Source organism: Sphaerochaeta sp. (assembly GCF_050178175.1).
GTDB lineage: Bacteria > Spirochaetota > Spirochaetia > Sphaerochaetales > Sphaerochaetaceae > Sphaerochaeta.
This window is the reverse complement of the sequence record NZ_JBFXGH010000008.1, coordinates 1-23,169: the sequence shown is the minus strand read 5'-3', so window position 1 is coordinate 23,169 and position 23,169 is coordinate 1. Positions and strand designations below refer to the sequence as shown.

At 46.6% G+C, this 23,169-nt stretch carries 25 protein-coding genes and 1 pseudogene; 6 read left to right on the top strand and 20 right to left on the bottom strand.

What is annotated here, in order from left to right; translation table 11 throughout:
- Positions 1 to 43: 43 nt before the first annotated feature.
- The gene (locus tag AB7S66_RS01925; RefSeq protein ID WP_428517684.1) at positions 44 to 463 is read right to left on the bottom strand and encodes a hypothetical protein; all 420 of its coding nucleotides are present in this window, start codon (positions 461 to 463) and stop codon (positions 44 to 46) included.
- Between the two features lie 105 nt (positions 464 to 568).
- Between AB7S66_RS01925 and AB7S66_RS01920 the strand changes: the two genes are divergently transcribed.
- Both AB7S66_RS01920 and AB7S66_RS01915 read left to right on the top strand, forming a co-directional pair.
- Positions 569 to 1,171 (top strand): nitroreductase family protein, encoded by a 603-nt coding sequence (locus AB7S66_RS01920; protein ID WP_428517683.1) that lies wholly within the window; start codon positions 569 to 571, stop codon positions 1,169 to 1,171.
- 64 nt (positions 1,172 to 1,235) lie between these two features.
- Complete coding sequence (locus AB7S66_RS01915; RefSeq protein WP_428517682.1) at positions 1,236 to 1,709, top strand: methylated-DNA--[protein]-cysteine S-methyltransferase; 474 nt, start codon at positions 1,236 to 1,238, stop codon at positions 1,707 to 1,709.
- On the opposite strand, the gene AB7S66_RS01910 is transcribed toward AB7S66_RS01915, so the two are convergent.
- The 12 genes from AB7S66_RS01910 to AB7S66_RS01855 all read right to left on the bottom strand — a co-directional run bounded on the left by AB7S66_RS01910 (position 1,694) and on the right by AB7S66_RS01855 (position 14,810).
- Positions 1,694 to 2,629, bottom strand: coding sequence for an ArsR/SmtB family transcription factor (locus AB7S66_RS01910; protein WP_428517681.1), 936 nt, complete (start codon positions 2,627 to 2,629; stop codon positions 1,694 to 1,696). The two genes, AB7S66_RS01915 and AB7S66_RS01910, sit on opposite strands and share 16 nt — an antisense overlap.
- A gap of 57 nt (positions 2,630 to 2,686) precedes the next feature.
- Positions 2,687 to 4,177, bottom strand: coding sequence for an alpha-N-arabinofuranosidase (locus tag AB7S66_RS01905; RefSeq protein WP_428517680.1), 1,491 nt, complete (start codon positions 4,175 to 4,177; stop codon positions 2,687 to 2,689).
- A 19-nt stretch (positions 4,178 to 4,196) separates the two neighbouring features.
- A complete protein-coding gene (locus tag AB7S66_RS01900) occupies positions 4,197 to 4,793 on the bottom strand; it encodes a carbohydrate ABC transporter permease (protein WP_428517700.1) in 597 nt (198 codons plus the stop codon).
- A gap of 251 nt (positions 4,794 to 5,044) precedes the next feature.
- Positions 5,045 to 5,830: a carbohydrate ABC transporter permease gene (locus tag AB7S66_RS01895; RefSeq protein ID WP_428517679.1), complete on the bottom strand. Its 786-nt coding sequence runs from the start codon at positions 5,828 to 5,830 to the stop codon at positions 5,045 to 5,047.
- A 184-nt stretch (positions 5,831 to 6,014) separates the two neighbouring features.
- A complete protein-coding gene (locus AB7S66_RS01890; RefSeq protein WP_428517678.1) occupies positions 6,015 to 7,304 on the bottom strand; it encodes an ABC transporter substrate-binding protein in 1,290 nt (429 codons plus the stop codon).
- 346 nt (positions 7,305 to 7,650) lie between these two features.
- Positions 7,651 to 8,088 carry a V-type ATP synthase subunit K gene (locus AB7S66_RS01885; protein WP_198893036.1) on the bottom strand — a complete coding sequence of 146 codons (438 nt, stop codon included), beginning with the start codon at positions 8,086 to 8,088 and terminating at the stop codon, positions 7,651 to 7,653.
- Positions 8,089 to 8,119: 31 nt separating this feature from the next.
- Positions 8,120 to 9,958 carry a V-type ATP synthase subunit I gene (locus AB7S66_RS01880; protein WP_428517677.1) on the bottom strand — a complete coding sequence of 613 codons (1,839 nt, stop codon included), beginning with the start codon at positions 9,956 to 9,958 and terminating at the stop codon, positions 8,120 to 8,122.
- Position 9,959: 1 nt separating this feature from the next.
- Positions 9,960 to 10,571, bottom strand: coding sequence for a V-type ATP synthase subunit D (locus AB7S66_RS01875; protein ID WP_428517676.1), 612 nt, complete (start codon positions 10,569 to 10,571; stop codon positions 9,960 to 9,962).
- A gap of 9 nt (positions 10,572 to 10,580) precedes the next feature.
- Positions 10,581 to 11,885 carry a V-type ATP synthase subunit B gene (locus AB7S66_RS01870; RefSeq protein ID WP_428517675.1) on the bottom strand — a complete coding sequence of 435 codons (1,305 nt, stop codon included), beginning with the start codon at positions 11,883 to 11,885 and terminating at the stop codon, positions 10,581 to 10,583.
- Between the two features lie 10 nt (positions 11,886 to 11,895).
- The gene (locus AB7S66_RS01865) at positions 11,896 to 13,653 is read right to left on the bottom strand and encodes a V-type ATP synthase subunit A (RefSeq protein WP_428517674.1); all 1,758 of its coding nucleotides are present in this window, start codon (positions 13,651 to 13,653) and stop codon (positions 11,896 to 11,898) included.
- An 11-nt stretch (positions 13,654 to 13,664) separates the two neighbouring features.
- A complete protein-coding gene (locus AB7S66_RS01860; protein WP_428517673.1) occupies positions 13,665 to 14,198 on the bottom strand; it encodes a DUF2764 family protein in 534 nt (177 codons plus the stop codon).
- Positions 14,199 to 14,207: 9 nt separating this feature from the next.
- Positions 14,208 to 14,810 carry a V-type ATP synthase subunit E gene (locus tag AB7S66_RS01855; RefSeq protein ID WP_428517672.1) on the bottom strand — a complete coding sequence of 201 codons (603 nt, stop codon included), beginning with the start codon at positions 14,808 to 14,810 and terminating at the stop codon, positions 14,208 to 14,210.
- A gap of 221 nt (positions 14,811 to 15,031) precedes the next feature.
- On the opposite strand from AB7S66_RS01855, the gene AB7S66_RS01850 reads away from it, so the two are divergent.
- Both AB7S66_RS01850 and AB7S66_RS01845 read left to right on the top strand, forming a co-directional pair.
- Positions 15,032 to 15,346 carry a hypothetical protein gene (locus tag AB7S66_RS01850; protein WP_428517671.1) on the top strand — a complete coding sequence of 105 codons (315 nt, stop codon included), beginning with the start codon at positions 15,032 to 15,034 and terminating at the stop codon, positions 15,344 to 15,346.
- Positions 15,347 to 15,393: 47 nt separating this feature from the next.
- Positions 15,394 to 15,795 carry a hypothetical protein gene (locus AB7S66_RS01845; RefSeq protein ID WP_428517670.1) on the top strand — a complete coding sequence of 134 codons (402 nt, stop codon included), beginning with the start codon at positions 15,394 to 15,396 and terminating at the stop codon, positions 15,793 to 15,795.
- Here AB7S66_RS01845 and udp read toward each other — a convergent pair.
- The 5 genes from udp to rsgA form a co-directional block, all read right to left on the bottom strand.
- Positions 15,737 to 16,552 (bottom strand): uridine phosphorylase, encoded by an 816-nt coding sequence (gene udp, locus AB7S66_RS01840; protein ID WP_428517669.1) that lies wholly within the window; start codon positions 16,550 to 16,552, stop codon positions 15,737 to 15,739. The two genes, AB7S66_RS01845 and udp, sit on opposite strands and share 59 nt — an antisense overlap.
- 55 nt (positions 16,553 to 16,607) lie before the next feature.
- Positions 16,608 to 17,087 (bottom strand): DUF6530 family protein, encoded by a 480-nt coding sequence (locus tag AB7S66_RS01835; protein ID WP_319474934.1) that lies wholly within the window; start codon positions 17,085 to 17,087, stop codon positions 16,608 to 16,610.
- On the bottom strand, positions 17,084 to 17,422 hold the full coding sequence (locus AB7S66_RS01830; protein WP_428517668.1) for a GIY-YIG nuclease family protein: 339 nt from the start codon (positions 17,420 to 17,422) through the stop codon (positions 17,084 to 17,086). Before AB7S66_RS01830 ends, AB7S66_RS01835 begins: the two co-directional genes overlap by 4 nt.
- A 76-nt stretch (positions 17,423 to 17,498) precedes the next feature.
- Complete coding sequence (locus tag AB7S66_RS01825; protein ID WP_428517667.1) at positions 17,499 to 19,847, bottom strand: endonuclease MutS2; 2,349 nt, start codon at positions 19,845 to 19,847, stop codon at positions 17,499 to 17,501.
- Positions 19,828 to 20,796 carry a ribosome small subunit-dependent GTPase A gene (gene rsgA, locus AB7S66_RS01820; protein ID WP_428517666.1) on the bottom strand — a complete coding sequence of 323 codons (969 nt, stop codon included), beginning with the start codon at positions 20,794 to 20,796 and terminating at the stop codon, positions 19,828 to 19,830. The genes AB7S66_RS01825 and rsgA overlap by 20 nt, the downstream gene beginning before the upstream one ends.
- A gap of 78 nt (positions 20,797 to 20,874) precedes the next feature.
- Between rsgA and AB7S66_RS01815 the strand changes: the two genes are divergently transcribed.
- Together AB7S66_RS01815 and AB7S66_RS01810 are read left to right on the top strand one after the other, a co-directional pair.
- Positions 20,875 to 21,453: a pentapeptide repeat-containing protein gene (locus AB7S66_RS01815; protein WP_428517665.1), complete on the top strand. Its 579-nt coding sequence runs from the start codon at positions 20,875 to 20,877 to the stop codon at positions 21,451 to 21,453.
- Entirely contained in the window at positions 21,450 to 22,058 is a 609-nt protein-coding gene (locus AB7S66_RS01810) for an MBL fold metallo-hydrolase (protein ID WP_428517664.1), read from the top strand. Before AB7S66_RS01815 ends, AB7S66_RS01810 begins: the two co-directional genes overlap by 4 nt.
- Here AB7S66_RS01810 and AB7S66_RS01805 read toward each other — a convergent pair.
- Positions 21,991 to 22,998, bottom strand: a complete 1,008-nt coding sequence (locus AB7S66_RS01805; RefSeq protein ID WP_428517663.1) for an RluA family pseudouridine synthase — start codon at positions 22,996 to 22,998, stop codon at positions 21,991 to 21,993. The two genes, AB7S66_RS01810 and AB7S66_RS01805, sit on opposite strands and share 68 nt — an antisense overlap.
- A pseudogene (locus AB7S66_RS01800) lies at positions 22,988 to 23,169 on the bottom strand (hypothetical protein); the annotation flags it as partial. The gene AB7S66_RS01805 and the pseudogene AB7S66_RS01800, both read right to left, overlap by 11 nt.

Genomic DNA, 23,169 nt, shown 5'->3' with positions numbered 1-23,169 from the left:
CACATTGTATTGGTACGTTATTACTATACATTTGTAAAGCCTTTCAGGTCTCTTCCAGAACAATTAGCAGATGTTTTACTTTCGTGGGACCTTCCTCTCCCTGGATCCCATAGGAGAAGGGTTCTCCCGGCATAAAAACGGTAAAGGTTCCTTCCTCAGATCGAATAACATCGGTAACCTGACTGTCTGGGATGGATAGGAATCCATTCGCATCCTTCGGCCCTTCTTGTTCTTTTCTCCGGTATGTAGTAACGAGCAACTCACTACCCTGCAAGGTAAGCACAATGCATACCTTGGATGGATGCACCATGAAGGTGCCTGTAAAGGGAGCTGTGGTGTACTGAGCAAACAGTACTTGCATTCCTTCAATTGAAGCACCTGCAGCATCGAGCAGTGTCACTTGTTGCAGATGTGGTATTGCCGGTGCATAGAACGTGAGCTGGTCAATTGTATCGTGTATCATAGTCTGCCCAGAATATACCCATTTCAAACATCTTACAAGAATATGCAAGGGGGCCTTTACATTTATATTGATTACAACTATATTGAGAGCAAGGAGAATATTTACATGGAAAACACCATTATCAATAGCATGAAAAAAAGACGCACAATCTATAACCTGGGGAAAGAACTTCCCGTGATGAAATCCACACTGGAAGAGGCTGTCCGTGGAGTAATCAAATATGCTCCATCTGCATTCAACTCGCAAACGAGCAGAGCTGTCATCCTTTATGATGAAAAGCATGATTGGCTTTGGGATCGAATTCTCTCCAAGCTGGTAGCAATGATTCAGGATCCAGATCAGAAAAAGCAGACTGAAGAGAAAATTGCAGGTTTCAAGGCAGCTTCAGGAACCATTCTGTTCTTTGAAGAGATGGCAACCATCCGCAATCTTCAGGAACAGATGCCACTCTACAGTGAGAATTTCGCGCTCTGGAGTCACCATGGAACCGGTATGGCACAGTTCTCTGTCTGGACGGTTCTCGCTGAGCTTGGAGTTGGTGCCAGTTTGCAGCACTATGGGAATCTCATTGAGGAAGAAGTACTTGCACATTTCGACCTTCCCTCCTCCTGGTCACTGGTCGCCCAAATGCCTTTCGGCTCGATCGAGAAGGACCCAGGTGAGAAGGATTTTCTTCCCATCGAGGAACGGGTACTGGTTATTGCATAATGAATTAAAACTGATAAGGGGGTGGAGCCTTGCTTCTCCCCCTATTTCTCAATACGCTTATACTATGAGCAACCTATTTTCCACCACCTATGAAGGCCCCCTTGGCACCCTAACACTAACTAGTAACAAGGATGCATTGTTGGGGATTTCATTCATTTCTAAAATAAGAGAAGAACAAGAAAGTAGTCCTGTCCTGGAGATGGCGATGCAACAATTGGATGCATACTTCAAAGGGAAATTACAGCAATTCACGGTTCCCCTTGAACTGCATGGAACTGCGTTCCAGGAGTCTGTCTGGAAAGCGCTCTCTCTGGTACCCTATGGTACTGTAGTCAGTTACCAGGATATCGCAATTGCCATAGGCAATCCCAAGGCTGTACGTGCTGTGGGGATGGCAAACAACAAAAATCCCATCAGCATCATCATTCCCTGCCACCGGGTCATCGGCAAGCAGGGATCACTCACAGGGTATGCTGGTGGTCTGGATAAGAAGCAGTGGCTTCTCTCCCATGAACGAGCAAATCAGAGCAATACATAATCCAGCTTCAGGAGAAGATTCTGCTGGTAATCACCAAAATGTTCGCCGAAGAGGCTGACACCACCGATATTTTTTGCATGCTCCTTGATACCGATCTTTACACTGATAAAACAGGACTCCCAGAGCATGAGATCCTCGATGGTTACATCCCCGATAAGTTCATTGTTCAGGTACGTCCCTCTGCTGTTCACCACCCAGTGATTGAGCAACCCATATTGGTTCAAGGTATCAGGCCACCAGGGAGGATTGTATTTCCCTTTCCTTCCCCCTAGATCTCCTGGGCTTGTCCAAGTACCAATCTCTCTTCCATTAATCCATACGGTTATATCACTTGGCCAATCATTACGGTAGAAGGGAGCTTCAGAGCAAGCCTCAAAGCTCAGATCCAGATTTTTTGGTCTCCCCAAGTTTGCAACAGCATTGGGAAAGCGATATTCCACATACCCCTTGTAAAACCATAGCAACTGAGCATCGGTGCGCTCAGCATAGTAGAAAGAACTTGGCTGGTCGAAGATACCGATTGCACTCTTTTCGCTAACCAATCCACAGGTTGGATGTATGTCACAATCAACGAAGTTGCCGATCGGCATATTCAGAACCACTGAATTTTCCTTGAGTGCATCTGACTGATCGAGCAACAGCTTGATCAAGACACGGTCACATCCCCTGCTGCTTACCTTCATGGAACCTCGGATCCCTGGTTGGGACTCTGTGATCAGCAATCCAGCTTTTTCAAGTATGCTCACATGCAAGGCAGCAGTTGAGGTAGGTAGTTCCAGATGTTCAGCTATTTCGTTGACACTGAGGCTCCGTTCATTCAGCAATTCGAGGATGTTGATCCTTGCTTCATTAGCAATCGCCTTCGCAACAACCAACATCTTCTCTTTATCAGAATAATCAAGGAGTATCTCTTTGAGCATGTTTGATCCCTCTTATCACTCATCCTAACACAAATAAAATAGCAGAAACATCAAATTTTATGAAATTGAGAACCGGAATAGATTCCAAGATTGTCTTGGAGCAATAAACGTATCCATTATCTCACTTTTTACAACAGGTTTTATATTCTCCGGGTTATTTTTCTCGTTTACAGCCTTCAAATCTCTATGGTGCAAAGTGATATGTTCAATAAGCTTCAGTTGCCCGGAAAATCCTACTGCATCCAAATCAAGCTCGATATCTTCATGAAGGCTTCTGTTGATGACAAACAGATCAAGTTCCTGTTCCTCTTCATGATACACAAGCACTGCATCTGCGTACGGGACCTCGCCATAGCGATTGTTTTCATAGGATGGCACGTCCAATCGGATATCAAGCACCTCTCCCCTTCCATACTTAGATGCATAATAGAAAGGCCAGTAGATGGTTTGGGCCCAGCTTGGTCCCCCATCTTCGGTCATGATCGGAGCAATGACGTTTACCAACTGGGCAAGACATGCAACTTTCACCCGATCACAGTGTTTGAGCAGGCTGTTGAGTAGGCATCCTACTACCAATGCATCTTCAAAGGTATACACATCTTCAAGTATATGCTTTCCAACCTTCCAGTCAGGTTCTGCTTTGTCATGTTCGTTGGAGTGGAACCATACATTCCATTCATCAAATGAGAGATACATGGTCTTTTTGGAACGTTTCTTCGCCTGTACATAATCACATACATGTACGACTGTTTCTATGAACTCGTCCATTTTCTTGCTTGAAGCAAGAAAGGTCTCTGCATCATCTTCATCATTTCTGAAGTACATGTGCAGTGACAGGTAGTCGGCAATATCCCATGTATGCTCAAGTACCGTCTCTTCCCAGGCGGGGAATGTAGGCATATCACTATTGCTGGAACCACAAGCCACCAATTCAAGGCTGGGATCATAGAGCTTTAGAGCCTTTCCTACCTCAGATGCGAGACGCCCATACTCCTCGGCTGTCTTGTGACCAACTTGCCAGGGGCCATCCATTTCATTACCCAGGCACCACATCTTGATATCATAGGGGGCTTCTGAACCATGGCTTTTTCTCAATTCACTTAACGCAGTACCTCCTGGATGATTACAATACTCAACCAGGTCCTTTGCCTCATCGATTCCACGGGTTCCCAAGTTGAGTGCCATCATCGGTTCTGTGCCTACTTTCTGACACCACTCCATAAACTCCTTGATCCCGAACTCATTTGGGTCCAATGCTTTCCAGGCAAGATCAAGCCGTACCGGTCTCTCTTCAACAGGACCTACAGAGTCTTCCCAGCGATGGTTCGACACATAGTTGCCTCCAGGAAATCTAACCATGGGCACATCAAGATCCTTGACGAGTTTCATGACATCGGTACGCAGCCCATCACCATCAGCGAGTGGATGATCCTTCTCGTAGATACCCCCATACACACAACGTCCCAATTGTTCGACGAAGGAACTGAACAACCGCTTGTCAGCGGTACCAATTACATAATTTTTAGATGCATGTACTGTACATTTCACGTAGGTTTCTCCTGTTATATCAACCTTTTACCCCACCGCTGGTAAGACCAGCGATAAAATAACGTTGGAAGAAAATGAAAACTATGATTATAGGAAGTGTTGCGGCCAATGCTCCAATTATCAGTAAGTCATAGTTGTTTCCATATGGAGTCAGTAAGGTATTCAGTCCAATGGGCAATGTGAACTTTTCCCCAGAACGGAGAACAATCAATGGCCAAAGAAAATTGTTCCAACTCTGCATGGACATGAAAATCGCCATAGCAGAAAAGGCTGGTGGCATAATGGGGATGACAATCCTGAAAAATATGGAGTACTCATTCAATCCATCAACACGCCCTGCATCTATAAGATCGCGGGGAACTCCATCAATGTATTGCCTAAAGAAAAATATCGCAAACGGCGATACAATCATGGGAAGGAAGACACCCCAAAAGGTATCTATCAAAGAAATGCTAATCATGAGTTTATACAGAGGAAGAATGAGGATCTGTATCGGTACAAGCATGAGAAATATCACTAAGGTTGTTACCATCTTCCTTCCCTTGAACTGATAAAGAGAGAGACCATAGGCAACAAAAGAGCTGAGGAATAGTGCCAGACATGTTTGCAACAACATCAAAAGCAAGCTATTTCCGAACCAGGTAAAATATATTCCATCCCTAATTGTGTAAAGCCCCTTAAATGTAGCTACATTCAAATCGGTAGGGATTAGCGTCTTGAGTGTTATTCCATACCGCATAAGATCCCGCCCTGGGCGGAAGGCTGCCAAAGTCAAAGCATAAAGTGGTACCAGATAGATAAGTGACAATACTGTTAACACAAGGTATTTAACAAAGGTTCGTCTTGAGTGGTGGTAGATTCTAGCCATTATCGCCTCCCCTCAGATTCAAAGAAACCGAACAGTTTTAAGAACGAGATGCTCAGGGTGAATACAATGATAAGGAGGACAATCCCTATGGCGCTTGCCATACCCATCTCTCCCTCCTGAAATCCTTTATTATACAAATGTCCTACAATAGTCAGCCCAACATTATTGGGAGAAGGTTTACCTGCCCAAAGGATGAAACTTTCCTCAAACATCGCAAAGCCGCCAAATATGGAAATGGTAGTCACAAAAATGGTCGTACTCTTCAGCAAAGGGATGGTAATCCTCCAGAGTTTTTGGGAAGGGGATGCCCCATCAATATCTGCAGCCTCATAAAGTTCATCAGGAATCGCTTGCAACCCTGAGAGGAAGTAGATGATATTTACTCCCACCCACCGCCAGAGTGCAAGGATCAAAAGAAGAATCATAGCCTGGTGAGGTCCACCAAGCAACCACTGTCGTGGTTCAGCTCCCAATGCTACTGCGAGTGTATTGATAAGACTCTTCTCACTGGATGCAAATAAAAGACGCATAACAGTCCCAGCAACAACAATCGATACCAAGCTGGGTATATATAATACTGAGCGGTATACCGTATTGATGGTTCTATTCCCACTGTTCAACCATACGGATAGAAGCAAGGGGATTGGAATAAGAAGTGCTATCGTGTAGACAGTGTAACGAAAACTATTTTTAAGGGCTACCTTGAATTCAGGATTGTCTAGCTTGCGATAATTCTCCAGGCCGATAAATTCAACTTGCCCAGGGTAAACTTGTTGAAACCCCATAATTATTGTACTGATAATTGGATACAAATAAAAAATGAGGAAGGATGCAATAAAAGGCAGGATAAAGACATACGGCGCTACCTTGGCGGAACCCAGAGTTTGTTTCTTTGTCATCCATGTCTCCTTGTAGAACAACACAACTGAGGATACGCCAAGGTATTGACGTATCCCCACTTTAAAAGATCTAACGAACGAGATCCGCTGCTTCTTTCAATGCCTCAGCAGGACTCTTTGTCTGCTGCTGTAAAGCCTGAATCATAACGGTTGATTTCAATCTATCAATAACCGCAGGGAGTTTTTCCTTGATATTGACGCTCTTGATCTCATCCTTGATATCCAGCAACATGCCGAAAATATCCTCGTTCTGGTAGTATTCAGTGAACTTGTTCGCTGCATTCATCCTTGGATTGTCCCAGACATCCCAACGTGGAGGATCAAAACCGAGGTCTTCCCAGATTTTCAAGTTACCTTCCTCAGATCCTTTTGCGAACATCAAGAAATCCTTGGTTAGCTCAATATCTTTTGCCTGGTTGGTTACAGATGTTCCTGTCCCACCCATTCCAGCTGAACGGGCACCACCCGCTGTCCATCTTGGCATCGGCAGTATCAATATCTTTCCAGCCAGGTCCGGCATATAGTCGGTGAATCTATTCATGTACCACATCGGCATCCAAATGGATGCTGCACCACCATCATTCATGAATCCATAATACTCTTCAGCATGATGGAATCCACCAGGAGTAGCTATAGCTGCACCACTGTTCAACAGATCCTTGAGGTATTGCAGCGTTTTTACGTTGATTGCGTTATCGAGGATAACATTTCCGTCTGCATCAAGAAAATCAGAACCTTGTTGAGCAATTAAAGGCCAGAATGACCAATGTTCAGTTACTTCTATGGTAGTCATTGGCTTACCGGTCTTTTGTTTTACGATCTTTGCTGCCTCCATGTAGTCATCCCAAGTCTCGATTGCATACGGATCAACGCCTGCAGCATCGAGAATTTCCATATTGTAATAAATTACTGATGCACCAACGTGGAATGGAAGGCCATAATTCTTACCATCCTTGCTATAGATGTCTAGGCGTGAAGTGACAAACTTATCGCGTACCGGGTCAATAACATCATTGAGTGGTACAAGCTGGATGTTTCCCTTGAGGAAGTTGGGATATTTCGCTATCTCAATGTCCACGAGGTCTGGAGCACCAGTTCCTGCCTGCAAGGATACCAGCAACTTGGTGTGCATATCCTCATAGGGAAGGACTTCTCCCTTGAAGTTAATCTTCCTGTCTGGGTTCTGCTCATTCCAAAGTTCAGCCATGTCAACATAGAATTGCATATGAAGGTCCTGGAACGTCCAGAAAGTGATTTCCGTACCTTCTGCTGAAGTGGTGCTTGCTTCCTTTTCTCCAGCTGCAAATACCATACCGACCATACAAGTGATCAATACCAAGAACAACAAAATCCGTTTCATAACACTCTCCTTTTTTTGAACAATATTCCTGTTCAATACGTGCTAATTGGAATATTCATTCCAATAAACTTGGACCTTATGTTTTTAGTATAGTACGGATATAGCAGTTGTCAAGAGTATCATTATAAAATTCCCAGAATGTTAGAACATAGCAAATTATTGAATATGAAATGTATAGGGTTAACGGGAACATATACGAAAGCTGACTGGATATTCCTAAGCTATTCATGCTATATAGTAGAGGATAGCCTAAGATATATACCAAGATAATTGGACCATAAGACAGGAAAAATGGACACCCAAACGGGTGTCCATCTCTATTGTGAACCGTTGTTCGGTAATCTGCTTATTGCAAGGCAAGCAAACTGAAGACCAAGGTAAAGAGAGCAACTGTCTCAACAATACCGATGACGATAAAGTAGTTAGCAGTACCCTTTCCAGTCTCAGCAAGTGCATCACATGCACAGGCGGCAGTCTTTCCCTGCATCCATGCAGAGAGTCCGATAGCTGCACCACCGAACACACCAACACCCAATGCCAGGGTTGATGAGGCCCCTGCAGCAATGGCTGCAGCAATGAAGTTCATCAAGAGGAACCCGTAAATGGTCTGGGTAAGCGGAGCACCGGCAAATGCAACCATGATGAACGGAGCAGGTTTACCGTTCGCGTAGCACTTCTTCCAACCACCAACTGCTGCCTGGGCAGCAGCGCCAGCGCCAAGTCCCGACCCAAGAGCCGAGAGAGCCAATGCACATGCCAATCCAATAAATTCCAAGTTTCCCATGTGTTTCTCCTTAGTTGTTACCAAACAACGATCAGTTTTCTTCCACCGTTTGGGTAAACGGTTCATATGCGATCCCAGTCCACTCCATGCCGAGCTGACCAGAGAACTCCAATAGATTCAGGCGCACACCGTGCACTACTACACTCAGCAACCCCATTACAATGTTCAGGGAGTGCCCGATTACCAGAACCAAGATTCCAGCAACAAGTGCAAACCCACTGAGCATTCCACTTGCCATACTGTTGAAACTCTGTGCGATGGCAACAGAAGCCATTCCGACAGCAAACAAACGAATATAACTCATGATATTTGAGAATGTGCTGATGGTATTGAGGAAGGTGGTGAAAAAACCACCCAATCCACTGGCAAGTCCTTTTCCAAACTTGATCCCAGGGCCTTGTGATCCAAAGACAACCACCAATAGAAACCCTGCCCCTACGACTGAAGCAACATACATCATGTTTGCTGGTTCACCGATGACCAGTTGCAATACCACAAAATAGAGAGCCAGAATATCCATCAACCATCCGATATCAGCAACAAAACTCAGATCCTTCTTGGGAATCTTGTGGATTACATTGAGGATGCATGCCAGACTCAGCTGAACCGTACCAATGATGAAGCAGAACTTCATGACGGTGTTCTGAGCTGTACTGGCAGTCAATCCAAAAAGTTCAGGATAGTTTGATATGGATGGAATGACCAGGGTCTGAAGGAAAGGAACTGCCACAAGTATTTCCTTTGATCCGAACCAGGTACCTGTCAATGACCCCCATACTATTGTGGCAATACTAAGCACATAGAGCAACATGACCATGGTATTTGCCTTCTTTGCTTTTGCATGCAATAGTACAGCGGTCGCCAAGAAAATGATACCATAGCCTGCGTCTCCGATGATCATCGCAAAGAACAAGGTGAAGAACAACAGGAACCAGGTGCTGACATCATTCTCCCGATAGCCAGGAACAGTGCCCAGGATATCAAATACAGGCTTGATGATCCCTACACCCTTCGGGTACTTGATCAAGGTTGGTGGTGTGTCATCCTCTGTGACATCATCCAACTGGTACGCCCAGCCTTTCTGCCTGGCAAAGGATATAAAGTCATCTACCTTGGTCTCTGGAAGATAGCCCGAAAGCCAAACCAGGTCCTCTCCCCCTTCAAGCTGTTCCCCAACCTCCTCAAAGCGCATTGCCATCTCCAGCTTCTTCAATTGGAACGAGAGAGCATCAAGATAGGTACCTGCTTCCTTGAGGGCATGGACCACATCCTTCAGACGGCTCTCATCTGAAGCTTTCCTGTGCTGTAGAAACCCAAGACCATGTTCACTCAGGGTAAAAGGTTTGGCTGGAACTGATGGATCGAGTGTTTCCCCTACGGTTGCAATGGCCACCTGCCCTGCAACCGGAGAGAGCTCAATATATTGGATTGAGGAATCCAGGTTCTTCAGGTCTTTCCTGGAAAGAGTATAAAAGTGCAAGGCTATCCCTTCTTGGGACAGCTGCCTCACTTCCTCTGGGTCGAAATCACCCCACTCCTTCAGCTCCTCAATCTGAGCTGAGTCAGCCTTGATTTCCTCTTCGAGGGTATCTCTTGTCTCCAAAAGTCCTTGATAGCGTTCAAGAAGCTCATAAAACACTTCATCAGAGACCACACTCTGGGAAGGCATGTGCTTTTTGTCTTGCAGATCAAGAATGACATTCCGTAAGCTGTATATCTGGTCATAACGCTTTTGGAGTTGTTCAATCTTTTGGGTCTGGACCTGTTCGCTGGTTATATGGAGCAGACCACCTTTTCTGAGATCCCTGAGCATGGTACGGCCATTATGTGCCTGAACGACGATATAGGCCTTTTTCATTGGTACAATCATCTCATGCCCCCTGCATCAGCTTTTTCTTGGCGATCTTACCACGAACAACAGCAGCAGTCTGCTGGTCACCCAGGTAGATGGCAATCCGCCGTATATTATCCTTTGCCTCAGGTATCTTCACCTTCTCAAAAAGGTTCACCCGTTGACTGGTGGTTCTCAACTCTTTCTCAAGGAGTCTCACCTGTTGTTCCAGCGTTGCAATCAAGGCATCATAACGAGCCAAGTCACGAAGGCTCTCCAATCCTTTGTCCACCCAAAGAGGATAGTCAGCAAGGTTATAAGAGATGGGAACAAAGGTCAGTTCCTTGAATACTGGAATGGTCACACCGGCGATATTGCCTTTTGCTTTGACCACCTTGTCTATCTTGATGAGCTTTTCAACCTTAAGTTCAGAAGGGAATACGGTATTCTCATGATACACAGCAATCCACGTCTGCATGTCCTGAACGAGCGTCTCCTGCTTTTTCTTCAGTGAAACCACCTCAGCAGAAATTTGCCTGATAACCATCTGCAACTGTTGTTTCTTCAGTTGCAGGGTCGGCAGATACCGCTGGTATTGCTTCAATCTGTCCTTCTGGAGTTTCTGTTCGTTCTTGGTCAGTTTGACGGCCATCTCGACTCCTTAGTCATTCAACTTCCTGGGCCAGCGACTCAGGATCAAATCACTCTTCAATCCTGTTTCATTTGGCTCGAAACAGTCACTGAGAATCTCCCACCCCAAGTCCAGTGCTTCTTCAAGGGGGATATTTACACTCAAATCCATCAATTTGCTTTCAAACAATCGACCATACTTGAGCAGTTTCTCATCCCAATCGGTCATATTGAAGCCCATTGATTTCTTTTCGAGTGACTCCTTGTATGATGCATACAGTTTGATCATACCATCCATCAAAGCACGATGGTCATCCCTGGTATCCTTGTTTACCTGCTGCTTGAGTCGACTCAGCGACCCAAATGGCTCGATTCTTCCACCCTTGAGATAGTACTGACCTTCGGTGATATACCCGGTATTATCAGGAACCGGGTGCGTGACATCATCACCAGGCATGGTGGTTACTGCAAGAATGGTCACAGAACCTGCACCCTCAAAGTCAACGGCTTTCTCATATCGGGAAGCAAGGGAACTGTAGAGGTCACCTGGATATCCACGGTTGGAAGGTACCTGGTCCATGGTAATGGCCATTTCTTTCATGGAGTCAGCAAAGTTGGTCATATCGGTAAGGAGTACTAGTACCTTCTTGCCATCCTGTGCAAAACGCTCAGCAACGGCAAGGGCCATATCAGGGACCAACATGCATTCAACGGTTGGGTCACTTGCAGTATGGATGAACATGATCGTCCGACTCATTGCACCACTACTCTCCAAGGTATCCTTGAAAAAGAGATAGTCATCATACTTGAGACCCATACCGCCAAGTACAATCAGGTCAACTTCAGCCTGCATGGCAATCCTTGCAAGCAGTGGGTTGTAAGGCTCACCACTGACACTGAAAATGGGAAGTTTCTGACTCTCTACCAAGGTGTTGAAGACGTCGATCATCGGGATACCCGTTCTGATCATGTTACGAGGAATGATACGCTTTGCTGGATTAACCGCAGGACCACCGATATCAATCATATTTTCCGACAGTGAAGGTCCATTGTCACGGGGTTTACCCGTACCATCAAATACACGACCAAGAAGGTTCTCCGTATACGAAACACGCATCGGGACTCCAAGGAATCGCACCTGATCACCGGTGGATATACCCTGTGCACCACTGAACACCTGCAAAGAGACCAGATCATCATCAAGCTTGATGACACTCGCATAGCTCTGTTCACCTCCAGAGGTGACAATGGCAAGCTCACTGTTGCTTACCCCGACGGCACGTACGGTAATGACGTTTCCAACGATGGATTCAATTTTTGAATATATTTTCTGCATCTGCAACCCCTTAGATCAACTGCTCAGCGTCCGGGTCAACACTACGTTGTTTCCCCTGGTACAGTGCAAGGATCTCTCCTTCTATCTGTGTGAAGCGCTCGCTCTTCGTTTCAACATTGTTCCAGTCAAGGAACTTCTGCCTAAGCGTGTTAAAGAAGGAACGCACATGTTTCTTATCTTCCAGGTCAAACTCAGTGGCAAGCACCTTGAACAGTACCTCAAAGGTATGTTTCTGTCTTTCCGGTGGGACCGAAGCATCGACTGGGTCGAAGGAGTTCTGCTGCAGGTAAAAAGCATCAATCAACTCACTCTTCTGATACGTGATATAGTCTGAAACCGAGGTTCCCTCTTCACCAACAACCTTCATCATCTGGTTGACCTCATTACCCCTTCTCAGGATATTGCGGGCATACTCGACCTTTTCCTGCTTGATGATACCCTCATATTTCGACCAGGAAGTGAGAGGATCGATTGCAGGATATTTGCGTGCATCACTGCGTTCACGGCTCAAGCCGTGGAAAGCACCGACAACCTTGAGTGTAGCCTGGGTGACCGGCTCCTCGAAGTTGCCTCCGGCGGGACTGACAGTTCCTCCGATGGTTACCGAGCCGATACGACCATCACGCAGACGCACCTTTCCAGCTCTCTCATAGAACTCTGCAATGCGGCTCTCCAGATACGCTGGGAATGCCTCTTCTCCGGGAATCTCTTCAAGACGACCACTCATCTCACGCATTGCCTGTGCCCAGCGACTGGTGGAGTCAGCCAGGAGCAGGACGCTGAGTCCCATCTGTCTGTAGTACTCAGCCAGCGTTACTGCGGTGTATACGGAAGCCTCACGGCTTGCTACCGGCATGGAAGAGGTATTGCAGATAATGATGGTACGTTCCATCAGAGAACGACCGGTCTTCGGGTCAATAAGCTCAGGGAACTCCTTGAGAACCTCTACTACCTCACCTGCTCTCTCTCCACATGCAGCAATAATGACAATATCCACATCTGCATTACGGCTGGTCATATGCTGGAGAACAGTCTTTCCTGCACCAAAAGGGCCAGGGGTACAGTAGGTACCACCTTTTGCAACGGGAAGGAAAGTGTCAATGATCCTGATTTTGGTGACCAGGGTCTCATCGGGGCGCAATCGCTCCTCATACAGTTTGATGGCTTTCTTGACCGGCCAGGTGAAAATCATGGAAAGGTCTTTCTTGTTCCCTTTTGCATCCTCTACAGTACAAATGGTATCACGTACACCATAACTACCCTTTTTCTTGATGCTTACCACTTCCCAATCAGTATCATTGAGATTGAATGGAATCATGATCTGGTGGGTGAACAAGCCTTCAGGGACAGTTCCGAATGTATCGCCGGGACGGAGCCTGTCTCCCACCTTTGCAACAGGGGTGAACTCCCAATCATTGTTGGGAATTGCATCAAGATACACCCCGCGTTGGAGAAAGAACCCACACTGTTTAGCGAGTTCTGGAAGGGGGTTCTGCAAACCATCATAGATCTGCTGCAAGAGCCCGGGGCCCAAGGCAACACTCAACATCTCGCCGGAGAACTCAACGGTATCCCCAACGCGGATCCCACCGGTCATTTCAAAGACCTGCAGGGAAGCCGTATTCCCATTGATACGGATTACCTCACCCTTGAGGCGATCATCACCAACATGGATATATCCGACTTCATTCTTTGCAATAGCACTGTCGAACTCGACTGTTACCATATTCCCGTTGACGCCTAAGACACGCCCACTTGTATTTGCCATATCCAACTCCACTAATTGTTCTCAATCTCAGTCTGAATATTGGAAAAGAGACGCTTGAACTCAGCATTTCCTTCCTCTCGGGTGAAAAGACTTTTTCTTTGCAGTATTTTCAGTTTCAGCGCATACGAAAGCAACCCTTCAATATCGAATGTATGAAGAGCACTCAAATCATCCAGATAGTTCCAATGCAACCGGATCAGCAACATTTCAGCTTGTAATACGTCATCACTGGAAAGAGCCTGACGCACAGTATCGCTGATATTGGCTTCCTTATCCCCATCATTTCGATAGGAGGGGTCGGAGAGAGAAAGTTTTCTGCTTCTTGCCTCAGTCAACTCCTTCTTAACCATGCCAGCAAAATGTTGGTACTGGGAGAGAAAATGATGTGAGGATGCAACACCGCTTACCGCCTGCTCCAAAAGCAGGTAGTGAGCCTTGCTTACCTGATCTTTGCAGAGAGAAAGAAAGGTATCAGTTGTGAAGGGAAGCACTCCGTCATACCGTAAGGAAGGTAACGTTGCCACCAAATAATAGTAGGAAGCCACGACAACTCCTTATTGTTCCGCTTTGAAAACGATGTCCTGGATGGAAGGAGAAAGAAACGGACGAAGCAGTTCCGCAGTCTCCTCTGCACTGAAATCATAGAATGCCGAACCATCCTTCTCACTTACCCTGAAACCAGATCGAACGGAAGGAACTGCCTTGATTTCAAGACCTTTCTTGAGTTCATCAGCAAGTTCCTTTTCCAGGGATGTTGCAAGCTGATCGAAATCTTTCTTGCTCAGCTGCAGTTCTTTTCCCCCGATATCGGAAAGGGAAGAAACAACCTTGATAATTACATTGACAAGGTCCTTGCTGGAATAGGCTTTCTCGATATCAGTGGTAAGAATCCTGTCCAGTTCTGCTTGTATGGCCTTCTTCAGGGAGAGCTGTACATCCCTGCTGGCCTGCTGAAGACTGCTGATTGCACTCTGGTCCCGCGTCTGGATCTCCTTGTGAGCTTTCTCGATTTCCCGAGCAGCCTCTTTGCGGGCTTTCTCAACCAATGCTGCAGCCTCAGCCTTTGCATCAGCAATAATCTGATCAGCCTCTTTCTGTGCAGCCTCAATTCCATCCCGGCGGATGGAAGCAACCAAATCTTGAATCTGTTGAGCCATCTGAATTCCTACCTTGTACTTGAGTTCCAATAGGTCACGAAAAATTTGGATTCTGCCTACATACGCAAAATTTACCAAACTGTAGGGAATTATCGTGCAATGAACATAAAATTTCAACCTATTTGTCAATTTTTGTCCATTTGGCTATATCTGGTCCCCCATAGCCAAAAGAAATCACCGGAATTCTATACCCTTCCCGATATTTTTGCTAGGATGTCCCCATGAATATGCTTGCAAGACATGCCCATCTCTATACCAACGGGAGTAAACGGGGGATTCTCTGTATTGAGAATCTTCACGATGGAAAGGTACATCTACTCATCAGTAAAAACATGGTGAACGATATACAATCAATTCGGTTCCGCCTCGATCTGGGAACATTTGAGCATACAGCGCTCCAGGATGCGTATGAGCACATTGGCCTGGAAGTATTTTCCATCAGGGTATTGGCAACCGCTGAGGAGAATGAAAACTTGAGTGACTTGCTCGCTGCACAAGAATCATTGCTTGTATCGCAAGGAAAATTACTCTATTGAAGCATTTCCCTTGATGTCCCTCTTATAGAAACAAAAGGAGGGATATCATGTACGGAAGAATTCAGAAGCATAGTACCCAGAGGCTTTTTACCAATGCCCAGGAGGCCTACCGCTTGCTTGCACACTACTATCTGCAAGTTGCTAATACGGGTGGATGTATCCTCGATTACCTGCTACTGCCCCATTCAATTGACTTGTTGCTCTTCTTTCCCAATACCATGCATAATCTCATTGCAGTGGATTCCGCTCATCTGCTTCCACTCTTTGGTACATTGGGAGCCAAGGGAAAACACTACCCTTTCTCTGGAACCTATGAACTCTACCATGCAAGTCACTGTTTCTGTGAATTGGGAAAGACAGGAGCAAATGTCCTGCCTTTCAGCTTGGAAACTATAGTGCAGGTAAAGAAACATGCTGGGATTTGCTCGCCTTCGTCCTGTCTTTTTTGATCAGATTCCGTACCCCTTGGATGGTTACTCGTATTGCATCCTCGGTATCGTGGAGCTTAGGATTCTCCATACCCAGGAGTTCACGCTCCTGGTTTCCCACCACGAAGAAGTCACTACCACAGCGAACGCCCAAGTGTGCAGCAACCACAAAGAGGGCAGCACTCTCCATCTCGCTTGCCAAGACACCGAGTCGCTTCCAAGCCTCCCATTTGTTAATCAGGTCATAACTGACCGGCATCAGGGAAGGATCATGCTGGCCATAGAAAGAGTCCTTGCATTGCACTACCCCCAGGTGACTTTTTTTCCCGAGTTGGTCAGCAGCCTCTTTCAATGCAGTTACTACCTCAAAATCAGCCACAGCAGGGAATTCAATAGGTGCATACTCCCTGCTGGTTCCTTCCATTCTTACCGCAGCGGTAGCAATCACGACATCACCACCCATCACGTCCAAGGCAATACCGCCGCAAGTACCCATGCGGATGAATGTATCACTTCCGCATTTGAAGAGTTCTTCCATTGCAATAGATGCAGATGGTCCCCCTATACCAGTGGAGGTAACAGAGACCTTTTCCCCATCAAGATACCCTGTATAGGTAACATATTCCCTGCTGTCAGCCACCAGAGACGCATCATCAAGATACTTTGCGATCAGTGGCACCCGCTTCGGGTCACCAGGAAGAATGACATATCTGCCCACATCGCCCTCTTTGATATGCAAATGGTATTGGATACCTGTTCCGTTCATATAGTCTGACATAAATCCTCCCTCTTGCTTTCATGGTATCACCCACGGTATCAAGGTGCAAGCTGTCTCAGTACCCCATCTGCTTCAACATATCTGCAAGCACACGAAACCGCTCACCAAGTCGTTCCCCTTCTTGGGATAGTGCATCATTGAGCAGACGGATATCGGTGTCTATCATCGGATTATCTGTGCAAACCTCGACGCTCATGGCATCCCCTTGCAGTCCAATACGGTCAATGGTCTGTTGATCTGGATCGTAGAATTTGGGAAATCGATAGGCATCCTGAAAATAGAGGTTGGTTCTACATATCAGGATCGCCAAGTCAAGTGCACGGGTAAGGGGAAGTTCTTCACTCTGGCGTGACCACTTCTCCCCAGTATAACGCCACACCTTTGCTGATGCTTCCACACTGCCCCGATCATTCCACTGGGCCAATCCAATCGAGAGACCTTTGGCATCACTTTCATTTGCCTGCTTTCCATCAACGTGTTCATAGTTCGGTACCACGATAACGGGCTTGTGTTTCAAACTTGTAGGTATCTTCATGCATGTATCTCCTTTGCGTGTGTATGGGTTTGTTTCATCATGGAGAGCAGTGCTTCAAGGTCTGCACGATAATCAGAAACATCCTTTTGATAATCAAGCTCTTCCAAAATGGAAAACTTCAAAATGGAAGGCCCATGCTTGTCATAGCTATCCTGTAATGATGGATAGTTTGCCAGAGCCCCAACAGAAAGTCGTAAAAAGAGAGAGTTCTTGGTTGCCTGAAAATTGTTGCTTACCCCCAGATACTCCTGTGAAGTACTGGAATCAACCAAGAGAAATACACCCATTGGAGGTTTTTGCTCCTCATAAAGGGAACGAAGTTGTTTTTTATCCATAGAGTAACCTTTAGTAAATTACTAATTTAGTATACTCAGTAAAATGCCCTCTGTAAAGAGGGCATGATCAACATTTCTAAAGTTCTACGTATGTTTTGCCCATACCCCCATCTTCTGGATTGGCAAATCGGAACCCTCGAATCGAATGATGCTTCTCCAGATATGAGGAAATACCCTTGGAGAGAATTCCGTCCCCATAGCCATGGATAACAGAGAATTGAGATACACCATGAACCAAACAGCTTTCAATCTGCTGTTCAAGGGAGGAGAGAGCTTCCTCCAGGGTATACCCTCTCAGGTCGAGCATCAGTTTAGGCCGCGGAGTGCTGCTATGGTACGAAACCAACACTTTCTTCTGTTGCTCCTTGATCGCCTGCAATTGCTTGCCCTCTAGTGTCATTCGCATCGATCCAATTGCAACAAGATACTTGTTCCTTCCCTGCTTTTCCAGGATTTTTCCCAATCGTTTCGCAGTTCCACAGAGCACTTCCATGCCTTCATTGAACTCCTGTGGGTTTTGGTCCTCCAGATCTGAAAGTTCCTCTTCGCTCTGTTCAAGCAGAGCTCGTTCATCCTGTACCTTTTTCTCCAGGCTTTGCACATACGCTTTCACCTGCTTGCGTTTGGCCTTATCCAGTTCACCTTCCCTCATGGTCTTTACAAGGTTTTCCAGCTCTTTTCGTTTTGCACTCATGAACCGAGCAAGCTCGGTTGTTTGTTCATCCTTGAGCTGTACTTCCCTTTGCCGTACTTGAAGCTCCTTGAGCTGCAGTTGTTTCACCTCTTGCTGAAGCGTGTAATATCGCTTCTGGATCTTTTCTTCCTGCTTCTCAAGCTCTTTTCGTTTTTCCTCAAGATCCTTGATGATGGAAGCAATCTGGACAGCTTCACTGCCAAGATAGTGTTCAGCACGAGATATGACTTCCTCAGGGAGTTTCATATAGCGGGCAGTATCGATCGCGTGGCTCTCTCCGGGCAACCCCTGTATGACATGGAAGGTGGGCATATGGGAGTGTTCGTTGAACTCCATTGAGGCATTGATCACTTCCTTCTTTGCATAGGCAAACTGTTTGAGTACTCCATGATGACTTGTCACAAGCGTCAGTTTTGCCTTATCCAAACAGAATTCAAGTACAGAGCGGGCAATTGCAGAACCTTCGACTGGATCGGTGCCACTGCCAAGTTCATCGAGAATAACCAAACTTCTCTCACTCATGTTCCTGAGAATGTAACCGATCTGTTTCATATGGCCACTGAACGTGGAGAGCTCTTCCTCGATCGACTGTTCGTCACCAATATCAGTAAACAGATTGTCAAACAAGGGCAGGCAGCTCCCTTCTTCAGCTGGAATGAACCCACAGTATTGATTAAGCAACGCAAACAATCCCACCGTCTTGATTGTCACCGTCTTTCCACCAGCGTTTGGGCCGCTGATAACAACTGCTCGAACACCTTCTTCAAGTACAATGGAAATGGGAACAGCTTTCCTGCCCAACAATGGATGTCTCGCTTGTTGCAGGTTGCATCGATTTGTCTTCAGGTCTGTTGCAGTGCAGTGCATGTCCAGAGCCCAAAGAGCAATAGAGAAAATGGCATCAAGCATCCCGATACGTGTAGACAAAGTGTTCAGTTGCGCTCTGAGCGCTCTGGCATTGCTGTTCAGCTCACTGAGAATCTTGGCTAGCTCCACAAGCATCTGGTTTTGTGCCATCATCACTGCATTGTTCATCTCTACAAGCGTATAGGGTTCCATGAACACGGTATTCCCTGAACTGGAACTGCTGGAGACGAATCCTTGTACCTGGCTTCTCCTGTCACTTCTTACGGGAATGACCAGTCTTCCATCCCTCATTGCTTCCTGGTCAGTCTGTACTGCAGTAGGATTGCTCCTGATGAACTGGGCACAGAAACGGGAGCGTTCACTCTTGGCTGCTTCCACCTGACGGAAGAGGGCACGTATCCTGGGATGAGTGTTTCTTACCTGCCCACTCTCATCGAGGGTGCTCTCAGTCTGAGTTGCAAAGGCAACCAATTCATTTGGCAACCCCTCTCCCAGAAGCGGGCCCAACACTGCAAAGTATCCATCAGGATCCTGCAGGGACTCCATGTGCGTATACAGATGCTCAGCACTGCGGATATACCGAGCAAGATCAAGCAGTTCATATCCTTCTGCGCCCTGGGTAGGATCATCAAGTGAGGCAAGCGTTTCCTGTATAGCAGGGAATGAGTGGATCATGAGCCTATCGGTACCTGAAAGCAGTTTCATTGCTGCTGCAACTTGTCCCTGGCGTACGGTAAGCTCATCCTGTGTATCGAGAAAAGGAAGCGTCTTAAGAACTTGCACGCCTTCTGGTGCATGGCTCATGCCCTGTATCTGTTGTAAAACCTGGAAGAACCCCAGTTCTTCAATACTCTTGTGATTCATCTCTCTCCATTCGTGTGACCCAGGATTTTGAACGGTCATGTTTTCCCATCCATTCAGGTTTCTTTTCATCGAGGGAAGCAAGCATCCTGAGATAGCTCTCATATCTATCGTAATGGATGAGATCCTGTTCCACTGCCTCCATCACCCTGCATCCAGGTTCCCCCCGATGCAGGCATCCTTCATATGTACATGAGCCTGCAAACTCCGCAAACTCAGGAAAAGCATCGCTTAATTCGTGGGGGTCGGTATGTGGGACGAGGAACTCCCTTACCCCAGGCGTATCTGCAATCGTAAAATCTGGGCCATGCAACAACAGGGCATGATTGGTGGTATGTCGGCCGCGATTATATTTATGGGAGATTTCACCTGTTTTCTGCCCTACTCCCAACAACCGGTTGATCAAGGTGGATTTCCCAACCCCGCTCTGTCCGACAAACGCCACTGTCTTACCCCTAAGAACCTCATGCAGGCGATCAAGATTCTCCCCATTGGCAGCACTGACCGCCATTGTCTGATACCCCAGTTTGCCGTAGAGGGAAAAACGCTCATGTTCCTCCTCTGTGAGAAGGATGTCGCTCTTGTTCAGGATGATCATGACCGGGGCTTTCCGGGAGCAGGCTATTACCCGGTCGATGAATCGTGGCCTGAAAGGAGGACTTTCCACACTGCTTACACAAACCACCAGATCCATGTTGGCCACCACGGTCTGGTTGCATCCTTTCTTGGCATTCCAGCGCTGGAAACAGTTGCGTCTCTCAAGCCGTTCCGTGATCAGTCCCTCTCCCTCATTGGTAATGGCAAATGATACCTGGTCACCTACTGCAAGAGGATTGTACTCATCGGTAACTTGGGACAACTGTTTTCCCTTGATACGGCAAAGAAAAAAGTCTCCTTGAGACTCCACCGTATAAATATTGTTGATCCCTCTGGTTATCAGACCTGTTTGCATCGCTTTCTAGCTCCCAGGAAGTACTGTATCTGCAAACGGGGCTCTTGACAACCAGAAGGTATTTGATACTGTAATGCTATGTTCAGTTTTAAAACGTGTGCTCACCCACTCTGCCATACCTATGTATGCAATGAAGGCGACTATTGTTTTCGCCATAGCAAGAACCAAGACCAACTCTACCAGGATTGTCTTGATCGGCTTACCGGCACCAAGGATATTGTTGACTATTCACTAACAGGCAGCGAGTTCGAGAACCTGACCTTGGGAAAGAAAACCATTTCCGCCTCAAATATGGCGTGGTGCACCTTTAGAAATGTGGATTTCTCACAAGTCACCCTGCTCACCAGCTTTTTCGATTTTTGTTTCTTCGAAAAGTGCAAATTCAACGGGATCGTCTCCCGCTACAGTGTATTTTCCGGAAGCAAGATGATTGATTGCGATTTCTCTGGAAGCATGATCATGCATACCAATTTCAGTGGAGTTGATACACTGCGTTGTTCATTCGATGACTGTGACCTTTACTTTTCGACCTTCAATGCAAGTTTCCTCAGGGATACTGATTTCGAGGACTGCAACTTGAAGAAAGCCGACTTTGTCTATACTGATAGGAGACGCGTCTCCTTCCGCTACTCCAATTGGGAGGAGGCTCGCTTTTGAATATCTATCAACATTTTTCTGTCGTAGGTTTCTGCAACACCTATCTCATTGCCCGCAAGGAGGGCAGTGAGGCCCTCCTGATCGATCCGGGACATGTGGATACGGAGTTGATCAACTTGATAGAAGCAAATCGGTACCAATTGAAACATGTATTGCTTACCCATCGACACCCTTCCCACACAGAGGGGCTTGGAACCCTGAAAAAAATCTACGATGTAGAGATCCATGCCTCCGCCTTTAGCAGCTATGAGTTTCTCTACCATCCAATTGAGGATGCTGAAGTCCTTACTCTCTGTGGTTTGGAGATTGAGGTCATCCATGTACCTGGCCACAGTCTGGACAGTATGGTATATAAAATCGATCATGCATTGTTCACTGGTGATACCCTGCTTTGTGGGAGGATAGGGTCAACACCCGGATACCGGGAGCAGGCTTTGCTTATATCATCCATCAATCAGAAACTGATGACACTCGATGAGAACATCCTGCTCTTTCCCGGACATGGCACGGCAAGCAAGTTGAGGATAGAGCGTATGTTCAACCACGATCTCTTGCAGTTGGGTAAGATTGAGACCGAGCGCCAGAACTGGAGAGAGGATGAGTAGAACGTATATAGGAGCGAAAACGTTCAGGCATTGCGGCAATGAAACGCAATCTCCTTCCCTTTGATGGACTGTCAAGTTCAAGAAGCAAGGCATGCAACATCAGGGTCTCTCCCTCAGTGTTCCCATAGATGGGATCGCCGATGATCGGGTGTCCGTCCTTGCTTAAATGCACCCTGATCTGGTGAGTTCGTCCGGTGTGGAGGGTAATCCTCAAGAGAGCAAACCCACGGTACTGTCTCAGAACCTGATACTCAGTCTTTGCATATCTCCCTTCAGTATCAGCACACGTGGTAAATTTCTTTCGGTCCTTTGGATCACGTTTCAGATGTTTCTCTATGATGCCCTGTTTCTGTTTGAACACCCCTTTTGCCAAGGCAATATAGATTTTCTTCGTTGTTCGGTCCTTGAACTGTGCAGAAAGAAGTCTGTGGCTTATCCTGTTGCGGGCAACCACCATGACGCCACTGGTGTCCTTGTCCAGGCGATGCACAATTCCGGGACGCACTGCAGGGCTGGAAAGATCGGCATCTTCCTCATCTGCATCTTCATCCTGCAGTTCCTCATAGAACTGCTTGCCATAACGATGGACCAGCGCATTGACCAACGTGTGTTCCATATTCCCATTGGCTGGATGTACCACCATCCCCTGTTCCTTGTTGATCGCCAGAAGATCCTCATCCTCATACAATACCTTGAGCGGGATATCTTCCCCTTCAATCCCTCCAAAAAACATTTCACTGAAAAGTATGGTGATATGATCACCTTCTCTGACAAGCTTGCTTTTCTTGCTTGCCTTGCCATTGAGCCGAATCGTGGTATCGGCATCACTCAAGGTAGAACGTGAGATGAGGTCGCTATGCCCAGCAGCATAGACATCCAAACGAAGTGGATGTTCCAAGGATTCGACAATGAGGTCTACCCTCCCTTTCTTAACGCCCATTGGTACTTCCCACTTCACCGACGATATAATCGGCAATCGATATTCCCAGTGAGAGACCGGCGGCAATGGAACCTTGCATGAGGAAACCTTGCAGGTCGGTCGATGGTGTTTCAATGAGCTCGGAATCCACTGCAACGCGATACAGCAATGCAGCCACCGGGAGCGTGATAA

Coding starts and splice junctions, on each gene's coding strand:
- AB7S66_RS01925 (WP_428517684.1), bottom strand. CDS start 463: ATGATACACGATACAATTGACCAGCTCACGTTCTATGCACCGGCAATA.
- AB7S66_RS01920 (WP_428517683.1), top strand. CDS start 569: ATGGAAAACACCATTATCAATAGCATGAAAAAAAGACGCACAATCTAT.
- AB7S66_RS01915 (WP_428517682.1), top strand. CDS start 1,236: ATGAGCAACCTATTTTCCACCACCTATGAAGGCCCCCTTGGCACCCTA.
- AB7S66_RS01910 (WP_428517681.1), bottom strand. CDS start 2,629: ATGCTCAAAGAGATACTCCTTGATTATTCTGATAAAGAGAAGATGTTG.
- AB7S66_RS01900 (WP_428517700.1), bottom strand. CDS start 4,793: ATGTTGTTGCAAACATGTCTGGCACTATTCCTCAGCTCTTTTGTTGCC.
- AB7S66_RS01895 (WP_428517679.1), bottom strand. CDS start 5,830: ATGGGGTTTCAACAAGTTTACCCTGGGCAAGTTGAATTTATCGGCCTG.
- AB7S66_RS01890 (WP_428517678.1), bottom strand. CDS start 7,304: ATGAAACGGATTTTGTTGTTCTTGGTATTGATCACTTGTATGGTCGGT.
- AB7S66_RS01885 (WP_198893036.1), bottom strand. CDS start 8,088: ATGGGAAACTTGGAATTTATTGGATTGGCATGTGCATTGGCTCTCTCG.
- AB7S66_RS01880 (WP_428517677.1), bottom strand. CDS start 9,958: ATGATTGTACCAATGAAAAAGGCCTATATCGTCGTTCAGGCACATAAT.
- AB7S66_RS01875 (WP_428517676.1), bottom strand. CDS start 10,571: ATGGCCGTCAAACTGACCAAGAACGAACAGAAACTCCAGAAGGACAGA.
- AB7S66_RS01870 (WP_428517675.1), bottom strand. CDS start 11,885: ATGCAGAAAATATATTCAAAAATTGAATCCATCGTTGGAAACGTCATT.
- AB7S66_RS01865 (WP_428517674.1), bottom strand. CDS start 13,653: ATGGCAAATACAAGTGGGCGTGTCTTAGGCGTCAACGGGAATATGGTA.
- AB7S66_RS01855 (WP_428517672.1), bottom strand. CDS start 14,810: ATGGCTCAACAGATTCAAGATTTGGTTGCTTCCATCCGCCGGGATGGA.
- AB7S66_RS01850 (WP_428517671.1), top strand. CDS start 15,032: ATGAATATGCTTGCAAGACATGCCCATCTCTATACCAACGGGAGTAAA.
- AB7S66_RS01845 (WP_428517670.1), top strand. CDS start 15,394: ATGTACGGAAGAATTCAGAAGCATAGTACCCAGAGGCTTTTTACCAAT.
- udp (WP_428517669.1), bottom strand. CDS start 16,552: ATGTCAGACTATATGAACGGAACAGGTATCCAATACCATTTGCATATC.
- AB7S66_RS01835 (WP_319474934.1), bottom strand. CDS start 17,087: ATGAAGATACCTACAAGTTTGAAACACAAGCCCGTTATCGTGGTACCG.
- AB7S66_RS01830 (WP_428517668.1), bottom strand. CDS start 17,422: ATGGATAAAAAACAACTTCGTTCCCTTTATGAGGAGCAAAAACCTCCA.
- AB7S66_RS01825 (WP_428517667.1), bottom strand. CDS start 19,847: ATGAATCACAAGAGTATTGAAGAACTGGGGTTCTTCCAGGTTTTACAA.
- rsgA (WP_428517666.1), bottom strand. CDS start 20,796: ATGCAAACAGGTCTGATAACCAGAGGGATCAACAATATTTATACGGTG.
- AB7S66_RS01815 (WP_428517665.1), top strand. CDS start 20,875: ATGTTCAGTTTTAAAACGTGTGCTCACCCACTCTGCCATACCTATGTA.
- AB7S66_RS01805 (WP_428517663.1), bottom strand. CDS start 22,998: ATGGGCGTTAAGAAAGGGAGGGTAGACCTCATTGTCGAATCCTTGGAA.